Below are 25,975 nucleotides of genomic sequence, written 5' to 3' on the forward strand. Positions count from 1 at the left end.
TGAGTCCCGCAGCACCGTGGAGGCGTCATGACAGCCCCGAGCACAGCCCCCGCACCTTCCTCCGGCCCGCGCAGGGGCGGGCGGTGGATCGAGCACTGGGATCCCGAGGACGAGACCTTCTGGAACACGACCGGGGAGCGGATCGCCCGCCGCAACCTCTTCTTCTCCGTCCTTTCCGAGCACATCGGCTTCTCGATCTGGACCCTGTGGTCGGTGCTGGTGCTCTTCATGGGGCCGGAGTACGGGCTGACCCCCGCCGACAAGTTCCTGCTGACGTCGATGGTCACGCTCGTCGGGGCCGTCGTCCGGGTGCCGTACACCTTCGCCGTCGCGGTCTTCGGCGGGCGGAACTGGACGGTCATCTCGGCCGGTCTGCTGCTGGTGCCCACCGTCGCGGCCTTCGCGGTGATGGAGCCGGGGACGTCCTTCACGACGTTCCTGCTGGTCGGCCTGCTGGCCGGGGTCGGCGGCGGCAACTTCGCCTCCTCCATGACCAACATCAACGCCTACTTCCCGCTGCGCAAGAAGGGCTGGGCGCTCGGCCTGAACGCCGGCGGCGGCAACATCGGCGTCCCGGTCATCCAGCTCATCGCCCTCGCCATCATCGGCGCGAACGGCGGGCCGCGCGTGCTGCTCGGCATCTACATCCCGCTGATCCTCCTCGCCGCGGTGCTCGCCTTCCGCTTCATGGACAACCTGGAGAAGGTCAGGAACGACACCGGCGCCGCCCAGGACGCGGCCCGCGACGGCCACACCTGGATCATGTCGTTCCTCTACGTCGGGACGTTCGGGTCGTTCATCGGCTACAGCTTCGCCTTCGGGCAGGTGCTCACCAACCAGTTCGGCCGTACGCCGCTGCAGGCCGCGTACCTCACCTTCATCGGCCCGCTGCTCGGCTCGCTGATCCGCCCCGTCGGCGGCCGGCTCGCCGACCGCTGGGGCGGGGCCCGCATCAGCCTGTACACGTACGTCGGCATGGGCGCGGCCACCGCCGTCCTGGTGTACGCCAGCCAGCAGAAGTCGCTGGGGCTGTTCGTGCCGGTCTTCGTGGCGCTGTTCGTGCTCAGCGGGCTCGGCAACGGGTCGACGTTCAAGATGATCCCCGGCATCTTCCACACCAAGGCCCTCGCCCGGGGGCTGACGGGCGAGGCGGCCGCGGCGTACGGGCGGCGGCTGTCCGGCGCGTCCATGGGCCTGATCGGCGCGGTCGGCGCGCTCGGCGGCGTCGGCATCAACCTCGCCTTCCGCCAGTCCTTCCTCTCCTACGGCTCCGGCACCGGCGCGTTCGTGGCGTTCCTCGTCTTCTACGCCGCCTGCTTCGCCGTCACCTGGGCCGTATACCTTCGTAAGCCGGCCGGCGCGACGAGCCCGGCGGCGAGCGCCGCGGAGAAGGAGCCGCAGCTCAGCTACGCGGAAGTGTGACCGGACCGCCGGGTGCGACGTAACACCGGCGACATCGAGCCGAACCGAGCCTGTCACGCGCCGTTGACAGGCTCGATCGGCATGCGGGCACCGCGCCACTGCGGCATCCTCCTGGTGTCCGCGGCACGACGACCACGGGAATGCGGGACGACGTCATGTACGAGGAACAGCAGCGACCGGACCACGGGCCCCTGGCCGGCTTCACCGTGGGCGTGACGGCCGCGCGCCGGGCCGACGAACTGGGGGCCCTGCTCCAGCGGCGCGGCGCCGCCGTCCTGCACGCCCCCGCCCTGCGGATCGTGCCGCTCGCCGACGACGGGGAGCTGCTCGCCGCGACCCAGCAACTCATCGACCGGGCGCCGGACGTGGTCGTCGCGACGACCGCCATCGGCTTCCGCGGCTGGATCGAGGCCGCCGACGGGTGGGGGCTCGGCGAGCCCCTGCTGGCCCGGCTTCGCGAGGTCGAGCTGCTGGCCCGCGGCCCCAAGGTCAAGGGCGCGGTGCGGGCCGCCGGACTGACCGAGGAGTGGTCGCCGTCCAGCGAGTCGCTGGCGGAGGTGCTCGACCGGCTCCTGGAGGAGGGCGTCGACGGCCGCCGGGTCGCCGTCCAGCTGCACGGGGAGCCGCTGCCCGGGTTCGTGGAGGCGCTGCGGGAGGGCGGGGCCGAGGTGGTGGGGGTGCCCGTGTACCGGTGGATGCCGCCGGAGGACATCGGGCCGCTGGACCGGCTGCTGGACGCCACGGTGGCGCGCGGCCTGGACGCGGTGACCTTCACCAGCGCGCCCGCGGCGGCGTCCCTGCTGTCCCGGGCGGAGGAGCGGGGCCTTTTGACCGGCCTGCTGGCCGCGTTCCACCACGACGTGGTGCCGGCCTGCGTGGGACCGGTCACCGCGCTGCCGCTGCAGGCGCGCGGCGTGGACACCGTCCAGCCCGACCGCTTCCGCCTCGGCCCGCTGGTGCAGCTGCTGTGCCAGGAACTGCCCTCCCGGGCCCGTTCGTTGCCGGTGGCCGGCCACCACATGGAGATCCGCGGCCACGCGGTCCTCCTCGACGGCGAGCTCAAGCCGGTCCCCCCGGCCGGCATGTCCCTGCTGCGGGCCCTGTCCCGCCGCCCCGGCTGGGTCGTCCCGCGCGCCGACCTGCTGCGCGCCCTGCCCGGCGCGGGCCGCGACGAGCACGCCGTGGAGACGGCGATGGCCCGCCTGCGCACGGCCCTGGGCGCCCCGAAGCTGATCCAGACGGTGGTCAAGCGCGGCTACCGCCTGGCCCTGGACCCGGCCACGGACGCGAAGTACGCGGGGGCGTGACACCCCGGCCCGCCGGGCCTAGGTACTCGGGTCGTTCTGAGTATCCGCGCCCTGTTCCGGGGGCGGGGCCGGCGGGAGGCTGGGCGCATGAGCCAAGGACTTCCGAGACCCGTGCCCCGGCTGGTGCCCGTGCTGGTCCTCGCCGGGGTGTCGTTCGCGCTGTGGGCCGCCTGGCTGGGGTGGGACCAGCAGCGGGACGTGCAGGCCGACGGTTCGACCACCGGGCCGTACGAGGCGTGGCAGGTCGGGGGGCTCGTGCTGAGCCTGCTGGTGCCCGTGTACTGGGCCGCGTCCCGGCAGCACGTGGCGGCCGTCGCGGGGACGACCGCCGGTCTGACCCTCGCCGCCTACGGGGACTGGTCCGACGACGCCGGCGGCCTGTTCATGGTGGGCGTCACCCTGGTCATGCTGGGCAGCCTCGCCGCCACGGCCGCCGTGTCGGCGGTGATCCGCGCCGCGACGCGGGCGTGACGGCGGCGGCGTGGCGCGGCGTGCCGGCCGGTGCGCCACGCGGTGTCACGTGCGGGCGGCAGCCGAGTCCCTGTCCACGGCCGGGATCCATGCCGTGGCGGGCACCCGCAGCCACGACCTCTCGGCCGTCAGCCGGGCCGCCGCGCGCCGCAGCGCGTCGAGGCCGGGGTGGACCAGCCCCTTGCGCCAGACCAGCGAGACCGGGGACAGCGGCACCGGGTCGACGAGCGGCCGGAGCACCGTGCCGGGCAGGGCCGGGAACCCCACCACCACGAGGACCGGATCGCCCGATTTCTCGATGATGCGGCGGAACTCCTCGTCGCCGACGGCGAGCGGCGCGGGCGGCGCCACCTCGATGCCGCGCCCCTCGAACAGCCGGTGGGCGAGGTCCGTCCACTCCCGGGTGCGCGGGTTCCCGGCGCCCGCGTACACCCGCTCCCCGGCGAGCGCGGCCATCGGCACCTCCGCCAGCGCGGCCAGCCGGTGGTGTACGGGCAGCAGGACGGCCATCGGCTCGTGGCGCACGGCCTGGTGGTCCAGCGCGGCCCGCAGCGCCGGGTCCAGGCCCGCCCAGCGGCCGAACGACGCGTCCAGCCGGCCCGCCGCGATCTCGGCCGCGGCCCAGGTCAGCCCGCTCTCGAAGCGCGCCATCAGCTCCAGATCCGGGGCGAGTTCGCGGGCCAGGTGCAGCACCGCGCGGCCGGTGACCAGGCCCGGCGAGTTGAGGTCCACCAGCAGCGGGCGGGCCTGCCGGAACGCCGCGAGCAGCTCGTCCTGCGCCGCCAGCACCCGGCGCGCGTACGGCACCAGCCGCTCGCCGTCGGGCGTCAGCGTGACCTGGCGGGTGGTCCGCAGGAACAGGTCGGCGCCCAACTCCCGCTCCAGGCGCCGTACGTCACGGCTGAGGGCCTGCTGCGCGACGTACAGGCGGGCCGCGGCACGGGTGAAGTGCAGTTCCTCGGCGACGGCGAGGAAGGCGCGCAGCAGACGGGGGTCGAGGTGGGCGGGTGTGCCGGACATCCCGTGAACTTACAACGCGGGTGTGTCAATCGGTGCGGGACAGGTGTTGGACCGGGTGATCATCGCGGCGCCACCGTAGGGGCATGCCCCAGTCGACACGGCGGGACCACCCTGCCCGCACACCGTCCCGTCCCTTCCCCACGCTCACCGCGGACACCCTGGTCACCGTCGACTTCCGCCCCCGCGCGGCCCGACCGCCGGGCCCCTACCGGCGGCTGCTCGCCCGGCCGGGCGCCCGCGCCTTCGTCGCCGGGAACCTGATCGCCCGGCTGCCCGCGGGCATGTTCGGGATGAGCACCATCGTGATGATCGCCGACACCCGCGGCTCGTACGCCCTGGCCGGGGCCGTCGGCGCGACCGGACTCGCGGCGTCCGCGCTGGCCGGGCCGTGGATCGCGCGGCTCGTCGACCGGCACGGGCAGGCGCGGATCGCGGTCCCGGCCGCGCTGTGCGTGGTGCTCGGCAGCCTGGCGCTGGTGCTGTGCGTGCACTACGGGGCACCCGACTGGACCCTCTTCGCCGCGTACGCCACGACCGCGACCACGCCCAACACCGGGGGCATGGCCCGGGCCCGCTGGGCGCACCTGCTGGACGGGGACGCGGCCGCCCTGCACACCGCGAACTCCTTCGAGCAGGCGGTGGACGAGCTGTGCTACATGCTGGGCCCGGTGCTCGCGGCGTTCCTGTGCACGGCGGTCGCCCCGGAGGCGGGGCTGCTGGTGGCGGCGTCGCTGCTGCTGGTGGGCATCCTGCTGTTCGCGGCGCAGCGCGCCACCGAGCCGCCGCCGCGCCCGGCGGACCGCGCGGCGCGCTCGCCGCTGCGGGTCGCGGGCGTGCCGCCGCTGCTGGTGGGGTTCCTGGCGACGGGCGCGGTGTTCGGTTCGATGGAGGTCGTCACCGTCGCCTACGCCGACGCGCTCGGCCACCGGGGCGCCGCCGGGGTGGTGCTGATGCTCCAGGCGGCCGGTTCGTGCGCGGCCGGCCTGCTGTACGGCGCGCTGAAGCCGGCCGGTCCGGCCGAGCGGCGCCTGCCGTGGTGCCTGCTGGCGATGACGGTGCTGATGGGCCTGCCGTGGCTGAGCGCCCGTACCGCGGGTTCGCTGCCGCTGCTGGCGCTCGCGCTGCTGGTGGCGGGGATGGCGACCGCGCCGACGATGGTCACCGCGATGACCGTGCTCCAGGGCAGGGTGCCCGCGGGGCGGCTGAACGAGGGGCTGAGCCTGATGGTCACCGCGCTGCTCGCGGGGATCGCGTGCGGCTCGGCGAGCGGCGGCTGGATCGTCGAACACTCCGCGCCGACCACGGGGTTCGCGGTGCCGGTGGCGGCGGCGGGGGTGGCGTTCGTGATCGGCTCGGTGCGGGCGGTGCGTCGCGCCGCCTGAACGCCTGAACGCCTGAACGCCTGAACGCCTGAACGCCTGCGGGAACGACGAAGGCCCGGTGGCGGGTGCCACCGGGCCTTCTCATGGGGAGTGGAGATGGCGGGAATCGAACCCGCGTCCAACGGTGCGGAATCAGGGCTTCTCCGTGTGCAGTCCGCTGCGCTTTTCTCAGCCCCGGAGATCACGCGGACAAGTCTCCGACGGGCTCAGTCACTGTGTGATTTCCCTCTTCACCCCGTGACCGGGATCGAGGTTTAGTTCCCTAGCTGATGCCAGGAACCGGGTCGGGAACAGCCCCGGGCTGACACTCCCTTGAGTAAGGGGGCAGTTCGCTCGCTACCTGATCAGGCAGCGAGGGCGAACTGCTCCGCCTTGGGAGAATCGCTCTTGATAGTGGCGATTATTTTTTTCGGCCTGTGGTTTACGAGATCATGGCCGCTTCCTCGACACGCTTCCCCTGCTTCGACAGCCGCTGTCGAAACCGATCATCCCCATGTTGATTTTTCAATCCGCGCACCCGCTGTGAGGTGCAGGTGCCATCGTACGTGACCAACGTCCGTCGATGCCACCGTATTCCCCCGCCGGGGCCGGCCTACGCGCGCTGCTTGCGGCGGACGGCCGACATGGCGCGCTCGGCCTCGCGGCGGTCCTGCTTCTCCCGCAGGGTCTGGCGCTTGTCGTACTCCTTCTTGCCCTTGGCCAGCGCGATCTCGACCTTGGCCCGGCCGTCCTTGAAGTACAGCGCCAGGGGCACGATGGTGTGGCCCGTCTCCTGCACCTTGGACTCCAGCTTGTCGATCTCCGCTCGGTGCAGCAGCAGCTTGCGCTTGCGGCGCGCGCTGTGGTTCGTCCAGGTGCCCTGGCTGTACTCGGGCACGTGCACGTTGTACAGCCACGCCTCGTGCCCGTCTAGCTGCACGAAGCCGTCCACGAGCGAGGCCCGCCCCTGGCGCAGCGACTTCACCTCGGTCCCCATGAGCACCAGGCCGGCCTCGTAGGTGTCGATGATGAGGTAGTCGTGCCGCGCCTTCTTGTTCTGGGCGATCAGCTTGCGCCCTTTTTCCTTAGCCATAGTGCCGACCATTTTCGCACTACGCGGGGGGCGGACGGGAAGCCATTGACCACCAGGTGGGCGGGCGGCCCCGCGAGGCGGCCCGACGGGGGCTACTCGCCCAGGCCGTCCAGGACCGTCTCGGCCCGGCGCAGGGCGTCGTGGTCGGCCTCCAGGTCGGGGGTGATGCCCCGGCCGTCGACCGTGCGGCCCGAGGGGGTGCGGTAGTGGCCGACGGTCAGCTCGGCGACCGAGCCGTCGGGCAGCCGGCTCGGCATCTGCACCGAGCCCTTGCCGAAGGTGCGCGACCCCACCACGACCGCCCGCCCCCGGTCCTTCAGGGCGCCGGTCAGCAGCTCGGCCGCGCTCATCGTGCCGCCGTCGACGACCGCCACCAGCGGCCGTGCGGTGTCCCCGCCGCCCTCGGCGTGCAGGGCGCGCTGCTCGCCGTCCACGTCGTAGGTGGCGACCAGGCCGCCGTCGAGGAACGCCGACGCGCTGGTCACGGCCTCGGTGACCAGGCCGCCGGAGTTGCCGCGCAGGTCCAGCACGATCCCCTCGTCGGCCGGCGCCCGGCGCACGGCGGTGCGGACGGTGTCGCCGACGCCCTTGGTGAACGCGGCGATCCTGATCACGGTGGCGCCCCCGGCGAGCCGCTGCACGGTGACCGAGTCGGTCGACAGCCGGGCCCGGCGCAGGGTCTCGCGCCACGCGCGCGTGCCGCGCTCCAGGCCGAGGGTGACCCTCGTGCCGGCCGCCTCGCCGGTCGCCTCGCCGCGCAGCAGGGAGACGACCTCGGTGACCGGCAGGCCGTCCACGGTCCGCCCGTCGATGCTGCGCAGCCGGTCGCCCGCGCGGACGCCCGCGGCGGCGGCCGGCGATCCGCCCTGCACCTTGGTGACCTCGATGCGGCCGTCCCGCTCGCGCCGTGCCCACAGGCCGACACCGGTGTAGCGGCCGTCGAGGGCGTCCTCGAACTCCTCGTACTCGCCCGGGGAGTAGACGGCGCCCCAGCGGTCCCCGCTGCGGCTGACGGCCCGTTCCGCGGCCTCCGTGGGGGACTTGCCCTCGGCCATGGCCTCGGCGGCGGCCCGGGCGACCGCGTCGTGGCGGCTGCCCGGCGCGGCGGTCGGCCGTGAACTCCCGGTCGCCCCGGGCCCGTCGGCGTCGCCGGGCAGCGACCCGGTGGCGGCGCCGGCGACCAGCACACTGGCGAACACCAATGTCAGGGCGGCCCCGCGGCCGAAGCGGCGGGGCTGACGAAACAGGTCACAACCCGACATGGCGGTGAGTCTAGGCGAACGCGCGGGGCGGAACGGCGTCCGATCCGTACGGCCCCTTTTGGTATGCGTCACACCTTCAGGTACTTGCGCAACGCGAAGAACGCGGCCAGCGCGGGCATCAGCAGGCTCGTCGCGAGGATCAGCGGGAGCTTCGTCAACACGGCGTCCCAGCCGATGAAGTTGATGAGGTTCAGCTTCTGCGACAGCGCGAGGCCGTGGTCGATGATGAAGTACCGCGCGACCACCAGGAACCCGCAGGCGACCCCGCCGCCGATGAGCCCGGCGACCGCCGCCTCCGCGATGAACGGCGCCTGGATGTAGAAGCCCGAGGCGCCGACCAGGCGCATGATCCCGGTCTCGCGTCGCCGGCTGAACGCGGAGACCCGCACGGTGTTGACGATCAGCATCAGCGCGACGACCAGCATCAGCGCCATCACCATCCGCGCGGCCCAGTTCATGCCGTTGAGCAGCCCGAAGAGGTTGTCGAGGATGCCCTTCTGGTCCTGCACCGACTGCACGCCGTCCCGCCCGTCGAAGGCGGTCGCGATGACCTGGTACTTCTCCGGGTCCTTCAGCTTGATCCGGTACGACTCCTGCATCTGGTCCGGGGTGAGCGAACTGGCCAGCGGGGAGTCGCCGAACTGCTGCTTGTAGTGCTTGTACGCCTCGTCCTGCGACTCGTAGGTGACCGTGTCGACCACGGCCATCTTCTTGAGGTCGGTGAGGATCTCCTTCTTCTGGTCCTCGGTGACCGCGCCCTTGGCGCAGTTGGGGTCGGACTCGGCGTCGCTCTTGTTGCAGAGGAACACCGAGACGTTGACCTTGTCGTACCAGTAGCCCTTCATGGTGTTGACCTGGTCGCTCATCAGGAGCGACCCGCCGAACAGCGCGAGCGACAGGGCGACGGAGACGATGACGGCGAACGTCATCGTGAGGTTGCGGCGGAGTCCGACACCGATCTCGGACAGAACGAACTGGGCGCGCATGGCGGCGGGTCAAACCTTTCCGTGGAACGCGTGCGAGGAGCCGGGCGGTCTCAGTGCTGGTAGCCGTAGACGCCGCGTGCCTGGTCGCGGACGAGGCGGCCCTTCTCCAGCTCGATGACGCGCTTGCGCATCTGGTCCACGATGTTCTGGTCGTGCGTGGCCATCACCACGGTCGTGCCGGTCCGGTTGATCCGGTCCAGCAGCTTCATGATGCCGACCGAGGTCTGCGGGTCGAGGTTGCCGGTGGGCTCGTCGGCGATCAGCAGCTTCGGCCGGTTGACGAACGCCCGCGCGATGGCGACGCGCTGCTGCTCACCACCGGACAACTCGCCGGGCATCCGGTCCTCCTTGCCGCCGAGCCCGACCAGGTCGAGCACCTGCGGCACGGACTTGCGGATCTCGCCCCGGGACTTGCCGATGACCTCCTGCGCGAAGGCCACGTTCTCCGCGACCGTCTTGTTCGGCAGCAGCCGGAAGTCCTGGAACACGGTCCCGAGCTGGCGGCGCATCTGCGGCACCTTCCAGTTGGACAGGCGCGCGAGGTCCTTGCCCAGCACGTGCACCTGGCCGTGGCTGCACCGCTCCTCGCGGAGGACCAGCCGCAGGAAGGTGGACTTGCCGGAGCCGGAGGACCCCACGAGGAAGACGAACTCGCCCTTCTCCACCTCGAGGGAGACATCCCTGAGTGCGGGTCGGGTCTGCTTGGGGTAGACCTTGGAGACGTTGTCGAATCGGATCACGGTGCACCACGGGTCGCCGGGGGTAGATGAGCGTGACCATACGCGAACCGGGAGCGCGAGCGCAGGCGCCGTACGGGGTTGGGGCGTGCTTGTGCGGTTTTGTACGGTGCCCCGGGGGGAAAGGGAGCGCGCCCTTCGTCCGGCACCCCTGAGCGCGCCGGGCGGGAACCTGGCACAGTGGGAGGGGAACGTTCGCGTTTCCGTGAGCGTTGTACGGAGCAGAACCGGGTGCAAGGAGGGCGAGGCGCATGACGTACGACCGGCTGGTGTGCGCGAACTGCGCGGCGCCCGTGAGCGAGGGCCGGTGCCCCGTGTGCCGCGCGAACCGCGAGCGGCTGCAACAGGAGAGCTTTCTGGCGGGCCTGAACCCGATGGCCCTGATCGCGCTGCTGGCGGTGCTGGTGGCGGCGGTGGCCCTGCTGGCCCACCAGACCGCGTAGCCCGCGGCGGCGGCGCGAGCCCCCAAGACGGCACGAGAGACGGCAAGAGGCCCGGAGCGAGCGCTCCGGGCCTCTTCCTGTCACACGCGCACGGTCCGTGCGGTCGCGGCTACCGTCAGGCAGCGGCTCCGCCGCGGCCCGCGACCAGGCGCGGGAGGACGCGGAAGCCGACGCCGCCGGCGATCATCGTCGCGGCGCCGATGACGAGGAAGGTGGTCTCCCCGGCACCGGTCTCGGCGAGCTGCTTGCCGCCGCCCTGGGCGGTGGTGTCGGCGGCCGTGGCGTCCGAGGTGTCGGTCAGCGCGGAGCTGCCGGCCTCCTGGGCGGAGGTGCCGTCGGGGGTGGTGCCGCCGGTGCTGCTGGAGCCACCGCCGGAGGTGGAGCCGCCGTTGCCGCCGGTGCTGCTGGAGCCGCCGGAGGTGGAGGAGCCGCCGCCGTTGTTGCCCGAGCCACCGTTGTTGCCCGAGCCACCGTTGTTGCCGGAACCGCCGTTGTTGCCGTTGCCGTTCGAGGTGTTGCCCTGGTCCGAGCCCTGGTTCGCGTTGCCCTGGTCCGAGCCCTGGTTCGCGTTGCCCTGGTCCGAGCCCTGGTTCGCGTTCCCCTGGTCCGAGCCCTGGTTCGCGTTGCCCTGGTCCGAACCCTGGTTCGCGTTCCCCTGGTCCGCGCCCTCATCGGTGTTGCCCGGGTCGCAGTCGGGGGTGACGATGATGTCGCAGGGGTCGTCCGGAGACTTGACGTTCCCCTCGAGCGTCTCGACGAGGCCGCTGTCGCCGCCCTCGTTGTCGACGGCCTGGGCCACGCCCGCCACCGTCAGCGAAGCACCCGCGGCGATCACGGCGCCCGCGGCTATGCGCGCGACCCGGATCCGCGTCTTGTTGGTCATAAGGCTGCTACCCCCAGTAGCTGATCGTCGAAGAGGCCGCGTTCGGGGCCGTGATCGACGGAGGTAGCGAGATCTGCGAAGCCCCCCGGTTCACATGCGCCCCAAAGATACGCATGCCACGCTTCACCCTTCCGAGTTTTCCCAGCAGCGTCAAGGCCGTTGCGCGCGCAATGTCCCCCCGCGTACGCAATGGCCGGTTCTTGAGGCTGTGAGTGTGACGTAAAACCCAGACATAAGCCAACCGCCCCTGAACCAGGGGCGGTTGGCTTGTCGACAAAGTTACTTCTCGCGCTGCTTGCGCCAGCGAATGCCGGCCTCGAGGAACCCGTCGATCTCACCGTTGAACACGGCCTCGGGGTTGCCCACTTCGTACTCGGTGCGCAGGTCCTTGACCATCTGGTACGGGTGCAGGACGTACGAACGCATCTGGTTGCCCCAGGAGTTGCCGCCGTCGCCCTTGAGCGCGTCCATCTTGGCCTGCTCCTCCTGCCGGCGCCGCTCGAGCAGCTTGGCCTGGAGGACGTTCATCGCGGTGGCCTTGTTCTGGATCTGCGACCGCTCGTTCTGGCAGGAGACGACGATGCCGGTCGGCAGGTGCGTGATGCGCACCGCCGAGTCGGTGGTGTTGACGCCCTGGCCGCCGGGGCCGGAGGACCGGTAGACGTCGATGCGCAGCTCGGACTCGTCGATCTCGACGTGGTCGGACTGCTCGACCACGGGCAGGACCTCCACGCCCGCGAACGACGTCTGGCGGCGCCCCTGGTTGTCGAAGGGGGAGATCCGCACCAGACGGTGGGTGCCCTGCTCGACCGAGAGGGTGCCGTAGGCGTACGGCACCTGCACGGCGAAGGTGGTCGACTTGATGCCGGCCTCCTCCGCGTACGAGGTCTCGATGAGCTCGGTCTTGTAGCCCTTCTGCTCCGCCCAGCGCAGGTACATCCGCTGGAGCTTCTCGGCGAAGTCGGCGGCGTCGACGCCACCGGCCTCGGCGCGGATGTTGACCAGGGCCTCGCGGGAGTCGTACTCCCCGCTCAGGAGCGTGCGGACCTCCATCTCGTCCAGGGCCTTCTTGACGGCGGTGAGCTCGGACTCGGCCTCGGCGCGGGTGTCCGGGTCGTCCTCCTCCTCGGCCATCTCGAAGAGCACGGCGAGATCGTCGATCCGCGAGCGCAGCGCCTCGGTCTTCCTCACCTCCGCCTGGAGGTGGGACAGCCTGCTGGTGATCTTCTGCGCCTCGTCCGGGTTGTCCCACAGGGACGGCGCGGCCGCCTGCTCCTCGAGCACGGCGATGTCTGCCCTCAGCTTGTCGAGGTCCAGAACGGCCTCGATCGACTCCATGGTCGAGGAGAGGGACTTGAGCTCTTCGGATACGTCGACGACTGCCACACCCCCAGCGTAACGGCTCCGCCCGGCGGGCAGCGCCGGTGGCGGCCGGGGAGGCCGGGGACGGGCGCCGAGCCGGAGGTCAGGGGGCCGGGGGGGCAGGGGCGGGGTCAGGGGGCGGACGGGCCGGAGGGGGTCGAGGTGGCCGACGAGGTCGGCTTCGAGGGGCTCGCGTCGGCGTCGTCGCCGGAGGTGGCGAGCCAGGTGCCGACGCCCGCCGCGGCGGCGAGGACCACCGCGGCCGCGGCGAGGACCAGGCGGCGGCGCCGCGTGGCGGCGCGGTTGCGGGCCGAACCGGGGCGGGGGGCGCCCGCCGCCCGGGGGACGCGGGCCGTGCCGTGCGCCCCGCCGGCCAGCTCGTCGGGGGCCGGCACCCGCATCGAGGTGTGGGTGTCGCGGTTGGAGTCGGGCCGGGCGCCGGGCACCAGGGGCACCGCGCCGCGCCGCGCGCGGGCGGCGGGCGCCGCGGCCGGGGCGCCGGCGGCCGGGGCCGTCTCGGGCTCCTCCTCCGGCTCGGTGTCCGGCTCGTCCACGTCCAGCGGCGGCATCCCGGCGAGCGTCGGGAGCTGCTCGCGCAGCCGTGCCGCCAGCTCGGAGGCGCGCAGCCGGGAGGCGGGCGCCTTGGCGAGGCACTGGACGATGAGCTGCCACAGCTCGTCCGGGATGCCGGGCAGGGGCGCGACGCTCTCGGTGACGTGCCGGCGCAGCACCGCGCCGGGGTGGCCGCCGCCGAACGGCGTGAAGCCCGCCAGCAGCTCGTACAGCACCGTGGCCAGGGCGTAGATGTCGACGGCCGCGCGGGGCGGCAGGCCCTCGACGATCTCCGGGGCGAGGTAGTCCGGAGTCCCGATGATCTTCGTCGCGCGGGTGCGCCTGGGGGTGTCGATGAGCTTCGCCACGCCGAAGTCGGTCAGCAGGGCACGGTGCGAGCCGCCGGGGCCCAGCGGGCCCTGCATGTCGAGCAGCACGTTCTCCGGCTTGACGTCGCGGTGGACGATCCCGGCGGCGTGGGCCGCTGCCAGTCCCTCGGCGACGTCGGCGGTGATCGCCACGGCCGCCTCGGGGGCGAGCCGGCGGTCCCGGTCCAGCCGGGTGCGCAGGTCGGTGCCCCGGACCAGGTCCATCACCAGGGCCAGGTCGTTGCCGTCGACGACGAGGTCGCGCACCGAGACGACGTTGGGGTGGTCCAGGCCCAGCAGGGCGGTGCGCTCCTGGACGAAGCGGCCCACCAGCTCCTCGTCGGACGCGAGGTCCTCGCGCAGCAGCTTGATGGCGACGGGCCCCTCGGGTCCCTCACCCAGCCACACCGTGCCGGCGCTGCCCCGCCCGAGGATCTGGTGGGCGGTGTACCGGCTGCCGATCTTCCGTGCCAAGGCTGCTCCTACGTACGCGTGTTGCCGACAAAGCTACGCGTCCGAGGAGCCAACCTTCACCGCGGCGGCCGAAATCACCCGCCGGATGTCGACAAATCCCCAGAGTCGCCCGCATCGTTACCGGGCGTACCGGACTACTGGGAGGAACCGCTGCTGCCGAGGTCGCCGATCCAGGTGGTGACGGTGTCGATCCAGTCGCCGAGCTGCTGCCAGTAGCCCTTGCCGGTGCCGATCCAGTCCTGCAGCGGGGTGAACTCCCACACCATCCAGCCGGCCACGAGCAGGATGACGAGCGTGAAGAGGCAGCCCTTGAGGCAGCCGAGGCCGGGGATCCGCATCGGGTTGGCGCTGCGCCGGCGCGGCTCGCGCGGCTCCGGGGCCGGCCGCTGGGGCCGCTGCGGCTGGGGCGTGGGCGGCGGGGCGTAGCGCTGGGGCTGCTGGTGCTGCGGCGGCGCGTACGGCTGCGGCTGCTGCTGGCGGCCGTAGCCCTGCGGCGGGCGCTGCTGCTGGGGCTGGGGCTGGGGGCGCGGCTGCTGCTGCGGGCGGGCCACCTGGCGCTGCGGGCGGCGGCGCAGCGGGTCCTCACCGGGGTCGAGGTACTGGATCTGGGTCTGCTCGTTGCGGTCGCGCGCGGCCCGCAACTGGGTCTGCCAGGGGTGCGGCTGCTCGGGCGGCTGCCCGCCCTGGCCCGGCTGGCCCGGCTGGCCGGGTGGCACCGGCGGCAGCACGGCGGTCGGGTCGGCCGCGCCGGTGTGCGGCAGGACGGCGGTGGGGTCCGCGGCGCCCGCGGGCGGCTGCGCGCCGGTGTGCGGCAGCACGCTGGTCGCGGCGTTCGGGTCGTACGCCCCCGCCGGTCCGGCCGCCGAGCCGTGCGGCAGCACCTGGGTGGGGTCGGCGACGCCGCCCGCGTCCGGCACCGCGGCGGGCGCCGGGTCGGGGGCGAGGACGTGGCCGACGCCCTCGGCGGCGGCGATCTGCATCGAGTTCGCGTGCACCCCGACGCCCTCGGCGACGATGCGCAGCCCGCGCGCGAGGTTCTGGGCGCTCGGCCGCTCGGCCGGGTTCTTGCGCAGGCAGCGCTCGATGACCGTCCACAGCGGGTCGGGCACGGTCGACGGGCGGCGCGGCTCGGCGCTCAGGTGCTGGTGCAGCACCTCCAGGGCGGACCCGCCGGAGAACGGCGGACGGCCGGTGACCAGCTCGTACAGCAGGATGCCGGCGCCGTAGACGTCGACGGCGGAGGTCTGCGGGCGGCCCTCGGCGGACTCGGGGGCGACGTACGCGGGCGTGCCGACGAACTCGCTGGTGCGGGTCAGGCCCGGGGAGTCGGCGAGGCGGGCGATGCCGAAGTCGGTCAGCATCGGGTGCATCTCGCCGCCGCCCTGGCGCAGCAGCACGTTCGCCGGCTTCAGGTCGCGGTGGACGACGCCGTCGGCGTGGCTCGCGGCCAGCGCGTCGGCGATCTGCGCGGTCAGCAGGGCGGCGCCGACCGGCGTGAAGGGGCCGTTCTGGCGCAGGTAGCGGTGCAGGTCGGGGCCGTCGACGAGGTCCATGACCAGGGCGAGCAGATCGCCCTCGACGACCAGGTCGCGCACCCGGACGATGTTGGGGTGGGTGAGGCGCAGCAGCACCGAGCGCTCGCGCAGGAAGCGCATCACGACGTCGGGGTCGCTCGCCAGCTCCTCCTTGAGCACCTTGATCGCGACCGTCTCGCCGGGCTGGCCGGGCACGGCCGCCTCGGCTCCCGCGGTCTCGCGCTGACGGGCTCGCCACACGGTCCCCGTGGCGCCGCGCCCCAACGGCTCCTCAAGGAGGTACTTGCTCCCTACCGGCCGCACGTCTGCGCTCCCTGCTGCTTGCCTACATTCCGACCCACTGTAGTGCCGCGGCCCGTGCCACCGGCCTGTCCGCGGCGTGCCGCCCGGTGTTCCGCACCCGTTGCGCGTCCCACCGGGGTCCACCGGGGGTCCGTGCGTCGTACGTACGGCTCCCCGGACATGTTCGAACGAAAGACGCTCTCCCCGGTCCGCCGGTTGCCCGGAGCGGGCGTGACCGATCTCAAGTGGATCTCGAGCGGTCGCCCGCAGGGCACCTGTCAGGCACTTTTGCGGGCAGAGCCGACCAATCAAGATCACTTGTTCCCGGGCGGCGGGCGCGTTGTCGGTGACAGGTGCGAGGATGCCTGGAGTACTGGCCGACGTGCTCGTGTGGGGTGGGGGGTAGTCCGCGCCCGCGCAGACCCGCGCAGAAGGGACCGCTGACGCCGATGCAGATCCGGCTGACCGTCGTAGACCCGCTCGGCCCGCCCGCGTCCGAGGCACGCGGCCGCGCCGCGAGCCGCGACGTGCTGGTCACGGCGCCCGCGGGCACGGCGCTGGCCGCGGTCGCGTCGGCGCTCGCCACGGCGGTCTCCGGCGAGACGAGCGCGTCCGGCGGCGCGGTGGTGCTCTACGCGGGCGTGGAGCGCCTCGACGTCCAGCGCTGCACCCTCGGCGAGCCCCCGCTGGTCGACGGCGCGGTGCTGTCCCTGGGCGCCCCCGCCGACCCCGAGCCGCACCCGGAGGTGGCCGACGCCCCGGCCCGCCTCGACGTGGTCGCCGGCCCGGACGCGGGCGGGGTCCACCTGCTGCACGGCGGGCAGGTCCGGGTCGGCCGCTCCGCCGACGCCGACGTCCCCCTGGACGACCCGGACGTCTCCCGTCTGCACTGCGCGGTGACCCTCGCCGCCGACGGCCGCGTCACCGTCGCCGACCTCGGCTCCACCAACGGCACCACCCTGGACGGCACCCGCGTGCCCGCCCGCCCGGTGCGCTTCGCCCCGGGCGCCCTGCTGCGCATCGGCGAGTCCACCCTGCGCCTGGCCCCGCCCGGCGGCCCCGGCACCCCGGTCCCGACCACCCCGGACGGCGAGGGCCACGTGCGCGTGGCGTGCCCCGGGTCCACGGCGGGCGGCACCGGGCGCGACGGCACGCGCAAGGGTGCCGCCGGCCAGGGCGCGCCGGGCGGTGCGCCGGGCTCCAGCCGACGGGTGAGCGGCCGGGGCGGACTCACCGCGCGCACGGTGCAGGCCCCGGCCGGCGACGGCACCGGCGCCCCCGCGGACGCCCCCGACCCCGCCCCCACGGACCTCGGCACCTCCCGCTCCCCCGACGGCGCGACGCATCACGGCTACGGCACGGGCGGCTGGGCCGGGCCGGCCCCGACCCGGGGCGAGCGGCCGCACGCACCCGGCGCGGCCTCCGGCGAGCGCGGAGCCCCCGCTGCCGAACCCGGCCCGACGGTCCCCGGGCAGGGCGGCGCCCCGTCCGTCGAACGGCACGGCGGTGCCGCCGGCCCGCCCCCAGGGGGTGCCGACGCGACCCACGCGGGCCGCCCGGGGCACGATCCGTTCGACGGACTGGCCGCCGACACCCGGGGCGCACACGTCCCGGCCGGCACCGGGACGCCGTACGACGGACCCGGCCGCAAGCCCACGCCCCTGCGCGGCACCGACGTCCCGCCGCCCGCGCGCCGGCGCGGCGGGCTCTCCGCGTGGGCGCGGCGCCTCACCGGCGGCCGCGGCGCCGCCCCCGGCACGCCGGACGAGGGGCCGTACGACGTGCCCCCGGCGGACACCGCGCCCGAGCCGGCGGCCGCCGTGCCCGGTGTGCCCGAGACCTGGCCCGACCCGGCCACGCTGCTGCTGACGGCGCTCGGCCCCGGCCCCCGGCTGTGGGAGCGCGGGCCCGGGCACCCGGAGGCGCTCACCGTGCGGCTCGGCACGGCCGACCGGGCCGCGCCCGACGGCTCGGGCGTGCTGCCCGCCGTCCCGGTGACGACGGACCTGCGCGAGGTGGGCGCCCTGGGCCTGGCCGGTCCGCGCGAGCGGCTGTCCGGCCTGGCCCGCGCGGTGCTGGCGCAGCTCGCCGCGCTGCACTCCCCCGACACCCTGGAGATCGTCCTGGTCAGCACCGACCGCGCCCGCTCCGCGGAGGAGCGCGCCGCGGAGTGGGCCTGGCTGGGCTGGCTGCCCCACCTGCGTCCCGCGCACGGCCAGGACTGCCGCCTGCTGCTCGCCCACGACCGGGAGCAGGCCACGGCCCGCCTCGACGAGCTGCTGCGCAGGCTGGACACGCACGACGAGCCCGACGCCCACCGGCCGGGCCGGCCGGCGTCGTCCGCGCCGGACCGGTCCCTGCCCGCCCAGCGCCAGCCCCGGCCGGCCGAGGACGCCACGGACGGCGAGCCGGCCGACCCCGCCTCCCGGGCGACCCACCAGATCCCCCACCCCGGCCCGCACGCGTCCGCCGCCCCGGCCCGCCGTCCCTCCTGGGCGTTCGCCGACGGGCCCGCGGACGCCTCCGCCGCCCCGCAGCCTCACCCCGGCCCCCACACCGTCCTCGTCGTCGACGGCGACCCCGGCGGCGCCGACCTGCGGGAGGCCGTGGCGCGGCTGTCGCTCGACGGCCCGGATGCCGGGATCCACGTGCTGTGCCTCGCCGAGACCGCGTCGGCCTCCCCCGCCTCCCCGGTGACCGAGACGTACGAGGCGGCCTGCGCGGCCGTGCCCGCCTTCCGGCACTGCGGGGCCGTGGTGCTGCTCAGCGGCGACGTGGCGACGGCCCTGCGGCTGCTGCGCGTGGTGCGGGTCGGCGGCCCGGGCAGCGAGCCGCCCGGCCCGGTGGGCCACGGCACGGTCGGCGCGGTGGACGCGGTGTCCGCCGCCTGGGCCGAGCGCTTCGCGCGGGCGCTGGCCCCGCTGCGCCCGGACGGCGCCGGTGAGCGGCACCCGCGCGTGGCGGCGCCGCTGCCCGCGTCGGCCCGGCTGCTGGACGAGCTGGGGCTGGCCCGCGCCACCCCGGCGTCCCTGATGGCCCGTTGGGCGGACGCGGCCGACGACCCGGAGGCCCTCGGCGGCCGGGCCGTCGGGGTGCTGGGAGCGGGCCCGCGCGGCCCGGTCGGCGTGGACCTGGCCGCCGACGGCCCGCACCTGCTGGTCGAGGGCCCGCCCGGCAGCGGCCGCACCGAGCTGCTGCGGGCCGTCGTCGCCTCGCTCGCCGCCGCCGAACGGCCCGACCGGCTCGGCATCGTGCTGATCGACGGCCGGGACAGCGTCGGCAAGGGCGGTGCCGGGCACGGCGACGGACTGGGGGTCTGTACCGACGTCCCGCACGTCACGACCCACCTGACCGCCAACGACCCGGTGCGCATGCGGGAGTTCGCGCAGTCGCTGAGCGCCGAGCTGAAGCGCCGCGCCGAACTGGTGGGCCGGGTGGACTTCGCGGAGTGGCACCGCCACCGCGCGGTCGCGGACCGGATCGGCCCGCAGCGCGGCCCGGGCGGCGGGGGCGCCGCCGACCTGGACGGTCCGCCCAGCTCCACCCTGCGGCTGCGCCCCGGCGCGGCGGCCCGCCCGCGCACGGAGCCGGCGCCCGCGCTGCCCCGTCTCGTGGTGGTCGTCGACGACCTGGACGCCCTGGTCTCCCCGGCGCTGGGCTCCCCCGGACGGCCCGCGGCCGGGTCGGTGACGCGCGCGCTGGAGGCGGTGGCCCGCGACGGCGAGCGGCTCGGCGTGCACCTGGTGGCGGCGGCCGGCCCCGGTGGCCGTACGGCGGAGTCGGAGCCGTCCCGGCGGGCGACGCTGCGCATCACCCTGGACGCGCCGGGCTCCGGCGCGGACGAACCCGCGCCCGGGCGGGGCCGGCTGACCGGCCCGGACGGCCGCGTGACGCCGTTCCAGGGCGGCCGGGTGACGGGCCGTATCCCGCGTACGGCGACGGTGCGGCCGACGGTCGTGCCGCTGGACTGGCGCCGGATGGGCGACCCGCCGGCCCGCCGCCCGGTGCGCGAGCTGGGCAACGGCCCCACGGACCTGGCCCTGTTGGCCAGCGCGTTGGAGCGGGCGGCCCGCGAGGTTGCCGCGGCGGAGGTGCCGTCGCTGCTGTAGCACGGGACGCTGGGCGCTGCGCGTCGCTTCCGATGGCGGTGCCGGCGCGCGTGGCGTGGCGTCGTGCTCGGGCCCCGCGCGATCACGACGCGGTCACGATCGCCCGCTTGACACGGTTCGCGCTCTTGCCGACCCCAGGCACCCGGCGTAGACCAGAGGCCACGGGACAGCGCTCGATCGTTCGACGAGGACGAAGAACGGGGCAGTGATGCGCAGCACCAGCAACACCATCCGGACACGCAGAACCGTGCGGGCCGCGGCGACGCTCCTGGCGGGGGCCCTGGCGCTCTCGCTCTCCGCGTGCGGCGGCGACGACAACGACAGCGACAGCAGCTCCTCCCCCAGCGCGGGTGCGCAGGGGAACGGCAGCTCCCTGAACCTCCCCAAGCTCGACGGCACCAGTCTGTCGGTGGCCGCCGTGTGGACCGGCACCGAGCAGGCCAACTTCAAGAAGGTCCTCGCGGAGTTCGAGAAGCGCACCGGCGCGAAGGTCACCTTCGTCCCGGCGCAGGACCCGATCATCAACTTCCTCGGCTCCAAGGTGGCCGGCGGACAGCCGCCGGACGTGGCGATGCTGCCCCAGCCGGGCGCCATCAAGCAGGCCGTGGACCGGGGCTGGGCCAAGCCGCTGGGCGCCGAGGCGCAGGCGGAGCTGGCGAAGAACTACTCGCAGGGCTGGCAGGACATCGGCAAGGTCGGCGGCAAGCAGTACGGCGTGTACTACAAGGCCGCCAACAAGTCCCTGATCTGGTACAACGCGAAGGTCCTCGAGAACGCGGGCGCGAGCGAGCCGAAGACGTGGAAGGACCTGCTGTCCACCGCCCAGACGGTGTTCGACTCGGGCGTGACGCCGTTCTCCGTCGGCGGTGCCGACGGCTGGACGCTGACCGACTGGTTCGAGAACGTGTACCTCTCCCAGGCCGGCCCGGAGAAGTACGACCAGCTCGCCCAGCACAAGATCAAGTGGACGGACCCCTCCGTGAAGGAGGCGCTGACCACGCTCGCGCAGGTCTGGGGCAAGAAGGACTGGATCGCCGGCGGCCCGACGGGCGCGCTGCAGGTGGAGTTCCCGGCGTCGGTGACGCAGACGTTCACCGGCGGCGACCAGCCCAAGGCGGCCATGGTCTACGAGGGCGACTTCGTCCAGGTGAACATCGCGGACACCAAGGAGAAGGTCGGCACCGGGGCGAAGGTGTTCCCCTTCCCGGCGGTCGGCGGCACCGCGCCGGTGGTGTCCGGCGGTGACGCCGCGGTCATCCTGAAGGACTCCAAGGGCGCGCAGGCGCTGGCCACGTTCCTCGCCTCCCCGGACGCGGCGACGATCCAGGCGAAGCTCGGCGGCTACCTGTCGCCGAACAAGAACGTGGACAACTCGGCGTACCCGAACGACGTCCAGCGCAGGATCGCCAAGGCGCTGATCGAGTCCGGCGACGACTTCCGCTTCGACATGTCCGACCAGGCGCCGCAGGCGTTCGGCGGCACCCCCGGCAAGGGCGAGTGGAAGGAGCTCCAGGACTTCCTGAAGAACCCGTCGGACGTCGCCGGGACCCAGGCGAAGCTGGAGGCCGACGCGGCCAAGGCGTACGGGAGCTGATCCGGCCATGGCGTCGGCAACGGCGGGGGCCCGCAAGGCCCCCGCCCCTCGTTCGCGCAAGAGCGTGACCGGCACCCGCAGGAGCGTGGCGGCGCTGTTCCTGCTGCCCGCCCTGGTGCTGCTGGGCGCGCTCGTGGTGTACCCGATCGGGTACTCGGTCGTGCGCAGCTTCTACGACCAGTCCGGCGACGGCTTCGCCGGCATCGACAACTACAAGGAACTGTTCACCGACGACGGCATCCGCACCGCCCTGAAGAACAACATCATCTGGGTGGTGTTCGCGCCGACGGTCACCACCGCGCTGGGCCTGATCTTCGCGGTGCTGACCGAACGGGTGCGCTGGGGAACGGCGTTCAAGCTGGTCGTCTTCATGCCGATGGCGATCTCGATGCTCGCCGCCGGCATCATCTTCCGGCTGGTGTACGACCAGGACCCCGACAAGGGCGTCGCCAACGCGGTGTGGGTGGGCGTGCACGACACGTTCGCCCAGTCCTCGGCGTTCCCGAAGGCGCACCCGGGCCGCCGGTCGCCGCTGGTGGCCCGCGACGGCGGCTTCGTGACCAGGCAGCCCGTGCACACCGGCGAGGCGGTCACCCTGCCGCTGGTCGGCGTCGCCCCGGGCCAGATGCCCGACGGCGCGAAGAAGGCGGTGGCGCCCGGGGCCGACCCGGGGAAGATCACCGGCACGACCTGGCAGGACTTCACCCGCGGCAAGGGCGTGGGCACGCTCGGCGCGCCCGACCCGACGGAGCTGGGCTACGCGGGCATGAGGATCGAGGCGGTCAAGGACGGCAAGGTCGTGGCCTCGGCCACGGCGGCCGGCGACGGCACGTTCACCCTGCCGGCGAAGGCCGACGGGGCCCTGCTGCGGCTGCCCGCCAGCAACTTCAAGGAGCCGTACAACGGACTGGACTGGCTGGGCCCGTCCCTGGTCACGCCGGCCATCATCGGCTCGTACATCTGGATGTGGGCGGGCTTCGCGATGGTGCTCGTCGCGGCGGGCCTCGCGGGGGTGCCCCGGGAGCTGCTGGAGGCGGCCCGCGTCGACGGGGCCACCGAGTGGCAGGTGTTCCGCCGGGTCACGGTGCCGCTGCTGGCGCCCGTGCTGGCGGTCGTCACCGTGACCCTGATGATCAACGTCCTGAAGATCTTCGACCTGGTCTTCATCATCGCGCCGGGCTCCTCGCAGGACGACGCCAACGTGCTCGCCCTGGAGCTGTACCGCAAGGGCTTCTCCGAGGACCAGCCGGGTGTCGCGAGCGCGATCGCGGTGTTCCTGCTGCTGCTGGTGATCCCGGTGATGTGGTTCAACATCCGCAGGCTGCGGCGGGAGGTGCGGCGATGACCACGCACGCCGGAAGTGCCGGCAGCGTCCGCAAGACGGCACCGCCCGTGGAGGGCGTGACGCCGCGCGAGCCGCTCGCCGCGCGGATCGTCGAGAAGCTGGGCGGCGGGCTGGTGCGCGTCCTGCTGCTCGTCGTCGGGCTGTTCTGGCTGGTGCCGACGATCGGTCTGCTGATCTCCTCGCTGCGCCCGCCGGACGAGATGAGCGCGAGCGGCTGGTGGAAGGTGTTCAGCGAGCCGTCCCAACTGACCTTCGACAGCTACCAGAAGCTGCTGGAGAACAGCGACATCACCAACTCCATCCTCAACACCGTGCTCATCACGGTCCCGGCGACGCTCCTGGTCGTGATCGTGGGCTCGCTCGCGGGCTACGCGTTCGCGTGGATGGAGTTCCCCGGGCGCGACTGGTGGTTCCTGGCCGTGGTCGGGCTGCTCGTGGTGCCGGTGCAGGTGGCGCTCATCCCGATCGCCGAACTGTTCGGCAAGATCGGGCTGTTCGGTTCCATCCTGGGTGTGGTCCTGTTCCACACGGGCTTCGGCCTGCCGTTCGCGGTGTTCCTGCTGCGCAACTTCTTCGCGGAGATCCCCCGCGAGCTGCTGGAGGCGGCCCGGCTGGACGGTGCGGGTGAACTGCGCCTGTTCTTCCGGGTGGTGATGCCGCTGGCCGGTCCGGCGGTCGCCTCGCTGGCGATCTTCCAGTTCCTGTGGGTGTGGAACGACATGCTCGTCGCCCTGGTGTTCACCGACGCCGACAGCCAGCCCATCACGGTCGCCCTGCAGACGCAGGTACGGCAGTTCGGCAACAACATCGACGTGCTGGCGCCGGGCGCGTTCATCTCCATGGTGATCCCGCTGGCCGTGTTCTTCGCGTTCCAGCGGCAGTTCGTCTCGGGCGTGATGGCCGGCGCGGTCAAGTGACCGGCGGCGCCTGCCGGCAGGGCGGGTGACCGGCGCGACCGGTCGAGGGGGGCGGGTCGGTACGACACCGGCGCGCCCCTCGTCGTTCACCCCCGCTTCCCCCGTATGCCACAAAAAGCGTAACCACGTCACTCCATTGGCCGTTGGCGGGCCGAACGCCCGCGCCGACCCATGGATGTCCCCTTGCCCAGGTTCAGTGTCATCGTCCCCGCGTACCAGGTTCAGGCGTACCTGCACGAGTGCCTCGAATCGGTGCTGTCCCAGTCGTACCCCGACCTCGAACTGATCGCCGTCGACGACTGCTCGCCGGACGCCTGCGGCGAGATCATCGACGAGTTCGCCGCCCGTGACCCCCGGGTCAGGCCCCTGCACCTGCCGGAGAACACCGGTCTGGGCCGCGCCCGCAACGCCGGGATCGCCGAGGCGACCGGTGACTACCTGCTGTTCCTCGACAGCGACGACACGCTCACCCCGGACACCCTGCTGGCGATCGCCGACCGGCTGAAGGAGACCGGCGAACCGGACGTCCTGGTCTACGACTTCGCGCAGACGTACTGGACGGGCGAGACGGTCCGCAACCGGTTCGCGGCGCAGCTCACCGAGGACGGCCCGGCCCCCTTCCGGCTCGAGGACCGCCCGGGCCTGCTGCGGGTGCTGATGGTCGCCTGGAACAAGGCCTACCGGCGGGACTTCGTCGCGCGCGAGCACCTGGCCTTCCCGCCCGGCTACTACGAGGACACCCCGTGGACCTACCCGGTGCTCATGGCGGCCGGGTCGATCGCCACGCTGGACCGGGTCTGCGTGCACTACCGCCAGCGCCGGGGCAGCATCCTGTCCACCACCAGCCGCAAGCACTTCGACGTCTTCGACCAGTACGACCGGGTCTTCGCGTTCCTCGACCAGCGGCCCGAACTGGCCCGCTGGCGGCCCGTGCTGTACCAGCGCATGGTCGACCACCTGTCCACCGTGTTCATCCGGCCGGGCCGGCTCCCGCGGGACGCGCGCGCCGCGTTCCTGCGCCGGGCCCGCGCCCACTGCCGGCGCCACCGCGTGCCCGGCGCCCGCCTGCCGCTGCGCTCGCGGCTGCGGCACGCCCTGGTCCACTTCGGGCTGCACCGCACCTACCGGGTGGTGCAGCGGGCGACGGCGCTGGCCGGGTGGACGCGGCGGCTCGCCGCACGGTCGGCGCGCGCCGTGCGCGCGGTGGCCCTGCAGGCGCACTACCGCGTCCAGTTGCGGCTGCCGCTGCGCCCCGACCGGGCCGTGTTCGCCGCCTACTGGAACCGCGGCTACGGCTGCAACCCGGCCGCCCTGGAAGCCGCGTTCCGCGCCCACGCCCCGCACGTGCGCACCGCGTGGATCGCCCGGCCCGAGCACCAGCACACGGTCCCCGCGGGCACCGACCGGCTCACCCCGGGCACGGCCGCGTACTGGACGGCGCTGGCCCGCTCCCGGTACCTGGTCAACAACGTCAACTTCGACCGGCGGCTGGTCAAGCGGCCCGGGCAGGTGTTCGTGCAGACCCAGCACGGCACCCCGCTCAAGCACATGGGCCTGGACCTGCAGGAGCGCCCCGCCGCGGCCCGCGGCACCGACTTTACGGAGCTGCTGCGGGGCGTCGACAAGTGGGACTACGTGCTGTCCGCCAACCGGCACACCACCCTGACCTGGGAGCGGGTCTACCCCGGTGGCTACGAGACGCTGGAGTACGGCTACCCCCGCAACGACGTCTTCCAGCGGGCCACCGACCAGGACGTGGCCCGGGCGCGCGCCGCGCTCGGCCTGGCGCCCGACACGGTGGCGGTCCTGTACGCGCCGACCCACCGCGACTACCGCCGCACCCAGCGCGCCGCCCTCGACCTGGACCGGGTGCTGCGCCGGCTGGGCCCCCGCTTCGTGGTCCTGGCCCGCGCCCACTACTGGCAGGACGGCCCCCTCGGCACGCACCCGCGGATCCTCGACGTCAGCGGCCACCCGAGCGTGGAGGAGCTGTGCCTGGCCTCGGACGCCCTGCTCACCGACTACTCGTCGATCATGTTCGACTACGCGGGCCTGGACCGGCCGATCGTCCTGCACACCGGCGACTGGGAGGCGTACGAGGCGGCCCGCGGCACCTACTTCGACGTGCGCGCCTGCCCGCCCGGCGCGGTCGCGCATAGCGAGGACGAGCTGATCGACGTCTTCGCGTCGGGCCGCTGGTGCGACGCGCGCAGCGACCGGCTGCGGGCCGCGTTCCGCGAGCGCTTCAGCCCGTACGACGACGGGCGCGCCGCCGAGCGCGTGGTGCGGCGGGTGGTGCTGGGCGAGCCGGAGAGCGCCCTGCCGCCGGTCGTGCCGCTGGCTGAGCGGCGCCCCGTCCCGTCGGCGGCCGCCCACCCGGAGCGCTCGCCGCTCGCCACCGTGCCCCCACCCGCCGGCCGGCTGCCCGTCACCGACCGGCGCTGAACGCCGT

At 73.8% G+C, this 25,975-nt stretch carries 19 protein-coding genes and 1 other RNA gene; 10 read left to right on the forward strand and 10 right to left on the reverse strand.

Annotated elements, in window-relative coordinates:
• Positions 1–27 precede the first annotated feature (27 nt).
• From E4U92_RS18015 to E4U92_RS18025, 3 genes are all read left to right on the forward strand, one after another.
• The gene (locus E4U92_RS18015; RefSeq protein ID WP_137301456.1) at positions 28–1,422 is read left to right on the forward strand and encodes a nitrate/nitrite transporter; all 1,395 of its coding nucleotides are present in this window, start codon (positions 28–30) and stop codon (positions 1,420–1,422) included.
• Between the two features lie 155 nt (positions 1,423–1,577).
• Positions 1,578–2,729: a uroporphyrinogen-III synthase gene (locus E4U92_RS18020; RefSeq protein ID WP_137301509.1), complete on the forward strand. Its 1,152-nt coding sequence runs from the start codon at positions 1,578–1,580 to the stop codon at positions 2,727–2,729.
• Between the two features lie 87 nt (positions 2,730–2,816).
• The gene (locus E4U92_RS18025; RefSeq protein ID WP_137301457.1) at positions 2,817–3,200 is read left to right on the forward strand and encodes a hypothetical protein; all 384 of its coding nucleotides are present in this window, start codon (positions 2,817–2,819) and stop codon (positions 3,198–3,200) included.
• 45 nt (positions 3,201–3,245) lie between these two features.
• Here E4U92_RS18025 and E4U92_RS18030 read toward each other — a convergent pair whose 3' ends face one another.
• On the reverse strand, positions 3,246–4,220 hold the full coding sequence (locus tag E4U92_RS18030) for a LysR family transcriptional regulator (protein WP_137301458.1): 975 nt from the start codon (positions 4,218–4,220) through the stop codon (positions 3,246–3,248).
• Between the two features lie 83 nt (positions 4,221–4,303).
• Here E4U92_RS18030 and E4U92_RS18035 point away from each other — a divergent pair, with 83 nt between their 5' ends.
• A complete protein-coding gene (locus E4U92_RS18035) occupies positions 4,304–5,602 on the forward strand; it encodes an MFS transporter (protein WP_137301459.1) in 1,299 nt (432 codons plus the stop codon).
• 88 nt (positions 5,603–5,690) lie between these two features.
• On the opposite strand, the gene ssrA is transcribed toward E4U92_RS18035, so the two are convergent.
• From ssrA to ftsE, 5 genes are all read right to left on the reverse strand, one after another.
• Positions 5,691–6,095, reverse strand: a transfer-messenger RNA (tmRNA) gene (ssrA, locus tag E4U92_RS18040).
• Between the two features lie 99 nt (positions 6,096–6,194).
• Positions 6,195–6,674 (reverse strand): SsrA-binding protein SmpB, encoded by a 480-nt coding sequence (gene smpB, locus E4U92_RS18045; protein ID WP_137301460.1) that lies wholly within the window; start codon positions 6,672–6,674, stop codon positions 6,195–6,197.
• Positions 6,675–6,766: 92 nt separating this feature from the next.
• Entirely contained in the window at positions 6,767–7,936 is a 1,170-nt protein-coding gene (locus E4U92_RS18050) for a S41 family peptidase (RefSeq protein WP_137301461.1), read from the reverse strand.
• Between the two features lie 68 nt (positions 7,937–8,004).
• Entirely contained in the window at positions 8,005–8,922 is a 918-nt protein-coding gene (gene ftsX / locus E4U92_RS18055) for a permease-like cell division protein FtsX (protein WP_137301462.1), read from the reverse strand.
• 50 nt (positions 8,923–8,972) lie between these two features.
• On the reverse strand, positions 8,973–9,662 hold the full coding sequence (gene ftsE, locus E4U92_RS18060; RefSeq protein WP_067235911.1) for a cell division ATP-binding protein FtsE: 690 nt from the start codon (positions 9,660–9,662) through the stop codon (positions 8,973–8,975).
• Between the two features lie 248 nt (positions 9,663–9,910).
• Between ftsE and E4U92_RS18065 the strand changes: the two genes are divergently transcribed.
• Complete coding sequence (locus E4U92_RS18065) at positions 9,911–10,102, forward strand: hypothetical protein (protein ID WP_137301463.1); 192 nt, start codon at positions 9,911–9,913, stop codon at positions 10,100–10,102.
• 115 nt (positions 10,103–10,217) lie between these two features.
• Here E4U92_RS18065 and E4U92_RS18070 read toward each other — a convergent pair whose 3' ends face one another.
• The 4 genes from E4U92_RS18070 to E4U92_RS18085 form a co-directional block, all read right to left on the reverse strand.
• Complete coding sequence (locus E4U92_RS18070) at positions 10,218–10,985, reverse strand: hypothetical protein (RefSeq protein ID WP_137301464.1); 768 nt, start codon at positions 10,983–10,985, stop codon at positions 10,218–10,220.
• Between the two features lie 279 nt (positions 10,986–11,264).
• Positions 11,265–12,371, reverse strand: a complete 1,107-nt coding sequence (prfB, locus tag E4U92_RS18075) for a peptide chain release factor 2 (protein WP_137301465.1) — start codon at positions 12,369–12,371, stop codon at positions 11,265–11,267.
• 107 nt (positions 12,372–12,478) lie between these two features.
• Entirely contained in the window at positions 12,479–13,741 is a 1,263-nt protein-coding gene (locus tag E4U92_RS18080; RefSeq protein ID WP_137301466.1) for a serine/threonine-protein kinase, read from the reverse strand.
• 134 nt (positions 13,742–13,875) lie between these two features.
• Positions 13,876–15,579 carry a serine/threonine-protein kinase gene (locus E4U92_RS18085; RefSeq protein ID WP_137301467.1) on the reverse strand — a complete coding sequence of 568 codons (1,704 nt, stop codon included), beginning with the start codon at positions 15,577–15,579 and terminating at the stop codon, positions 13,876–13,878.
• Between the two features lie 428 nt (positions 15,580–16,007).
• On the opposite strand from E4U92_RS18085, the gene E4U92_RS18090 reads away from it, so the two are divergent.
• From E4U92_RS18090 to E4U92_RS18110, 5 genes are all read left to right on the forward strand, one after another.
• Positions 16,008–19,667, forward strand: coding sequence for an FHA domain-containing protein (locus tag E4U92_RS18090; protein ID WP_137301468.1), 3,660 nt, complete (start codon positions 16,008–16,010; stop codon positions 19,665–19,667).
• A 208-nt stretch (positions 19,668–19,875) separates the two neighbouring features.
• Positions 19,876–21,261 (forward strand): ABC transporter substrate-binding protein, encoded by a 1,386-nt coding sequence (locus E4U92_RS18095; protein WP_137301469.1) that lies wholly within the window; start codon positions 19,876–19,878, stop codon positions 21,259–21,261.
• A gap of 7 nt (positions 21,262–21,268) precedes the next feature.
• A complete protein-coding gene (locus tag E4U92_RS18100) occupies positions 21,269–22,606 on the forward strand; it encodes a carbohydrate ABC transporter permease (RefSeq protein ID WP_137301470.1) in 1,338 nt (445 codons plus the stop codon).
• Positions 22,603–23,523, forward strand: coding sequence for a carbohydrate ABC transporter permease (locus E4U92_RS18105; RefSeq protein ID WP_137301471.1), 921 nt, complete (start codon positions 22,603–22,605; stop codon positions 23,521–23,523). Before E4U92_RS18100 ends, E4U92_RS18105 begins: the two co-directional genes overlap by 4 nt.
• Before the next feature lie 183 nt (positions 23,524–23,706).
• Entirely contained in the window at positions 23,707–25,968 is a 2,262-nt protein-coding gene (locus E4U92_RS18110; protein WP_137301472.1) for a bifunctional glycosyltransferase/CDP-glycerol:glycerophosphate glycerophosphotransferase, read from the forward strand.
• Positions 25,969–25,975 lie beyond the last annotated feature (7 nt).

The organism is Streptomyces galbus, from assembly GCF_005280195.1.
Classification (GTDB): Bacteria; Actinomycetota; Actinomycetes; order Streptomycetales; family Streptomycetaceae; genus Streptomyces; species Streptomyces galbus.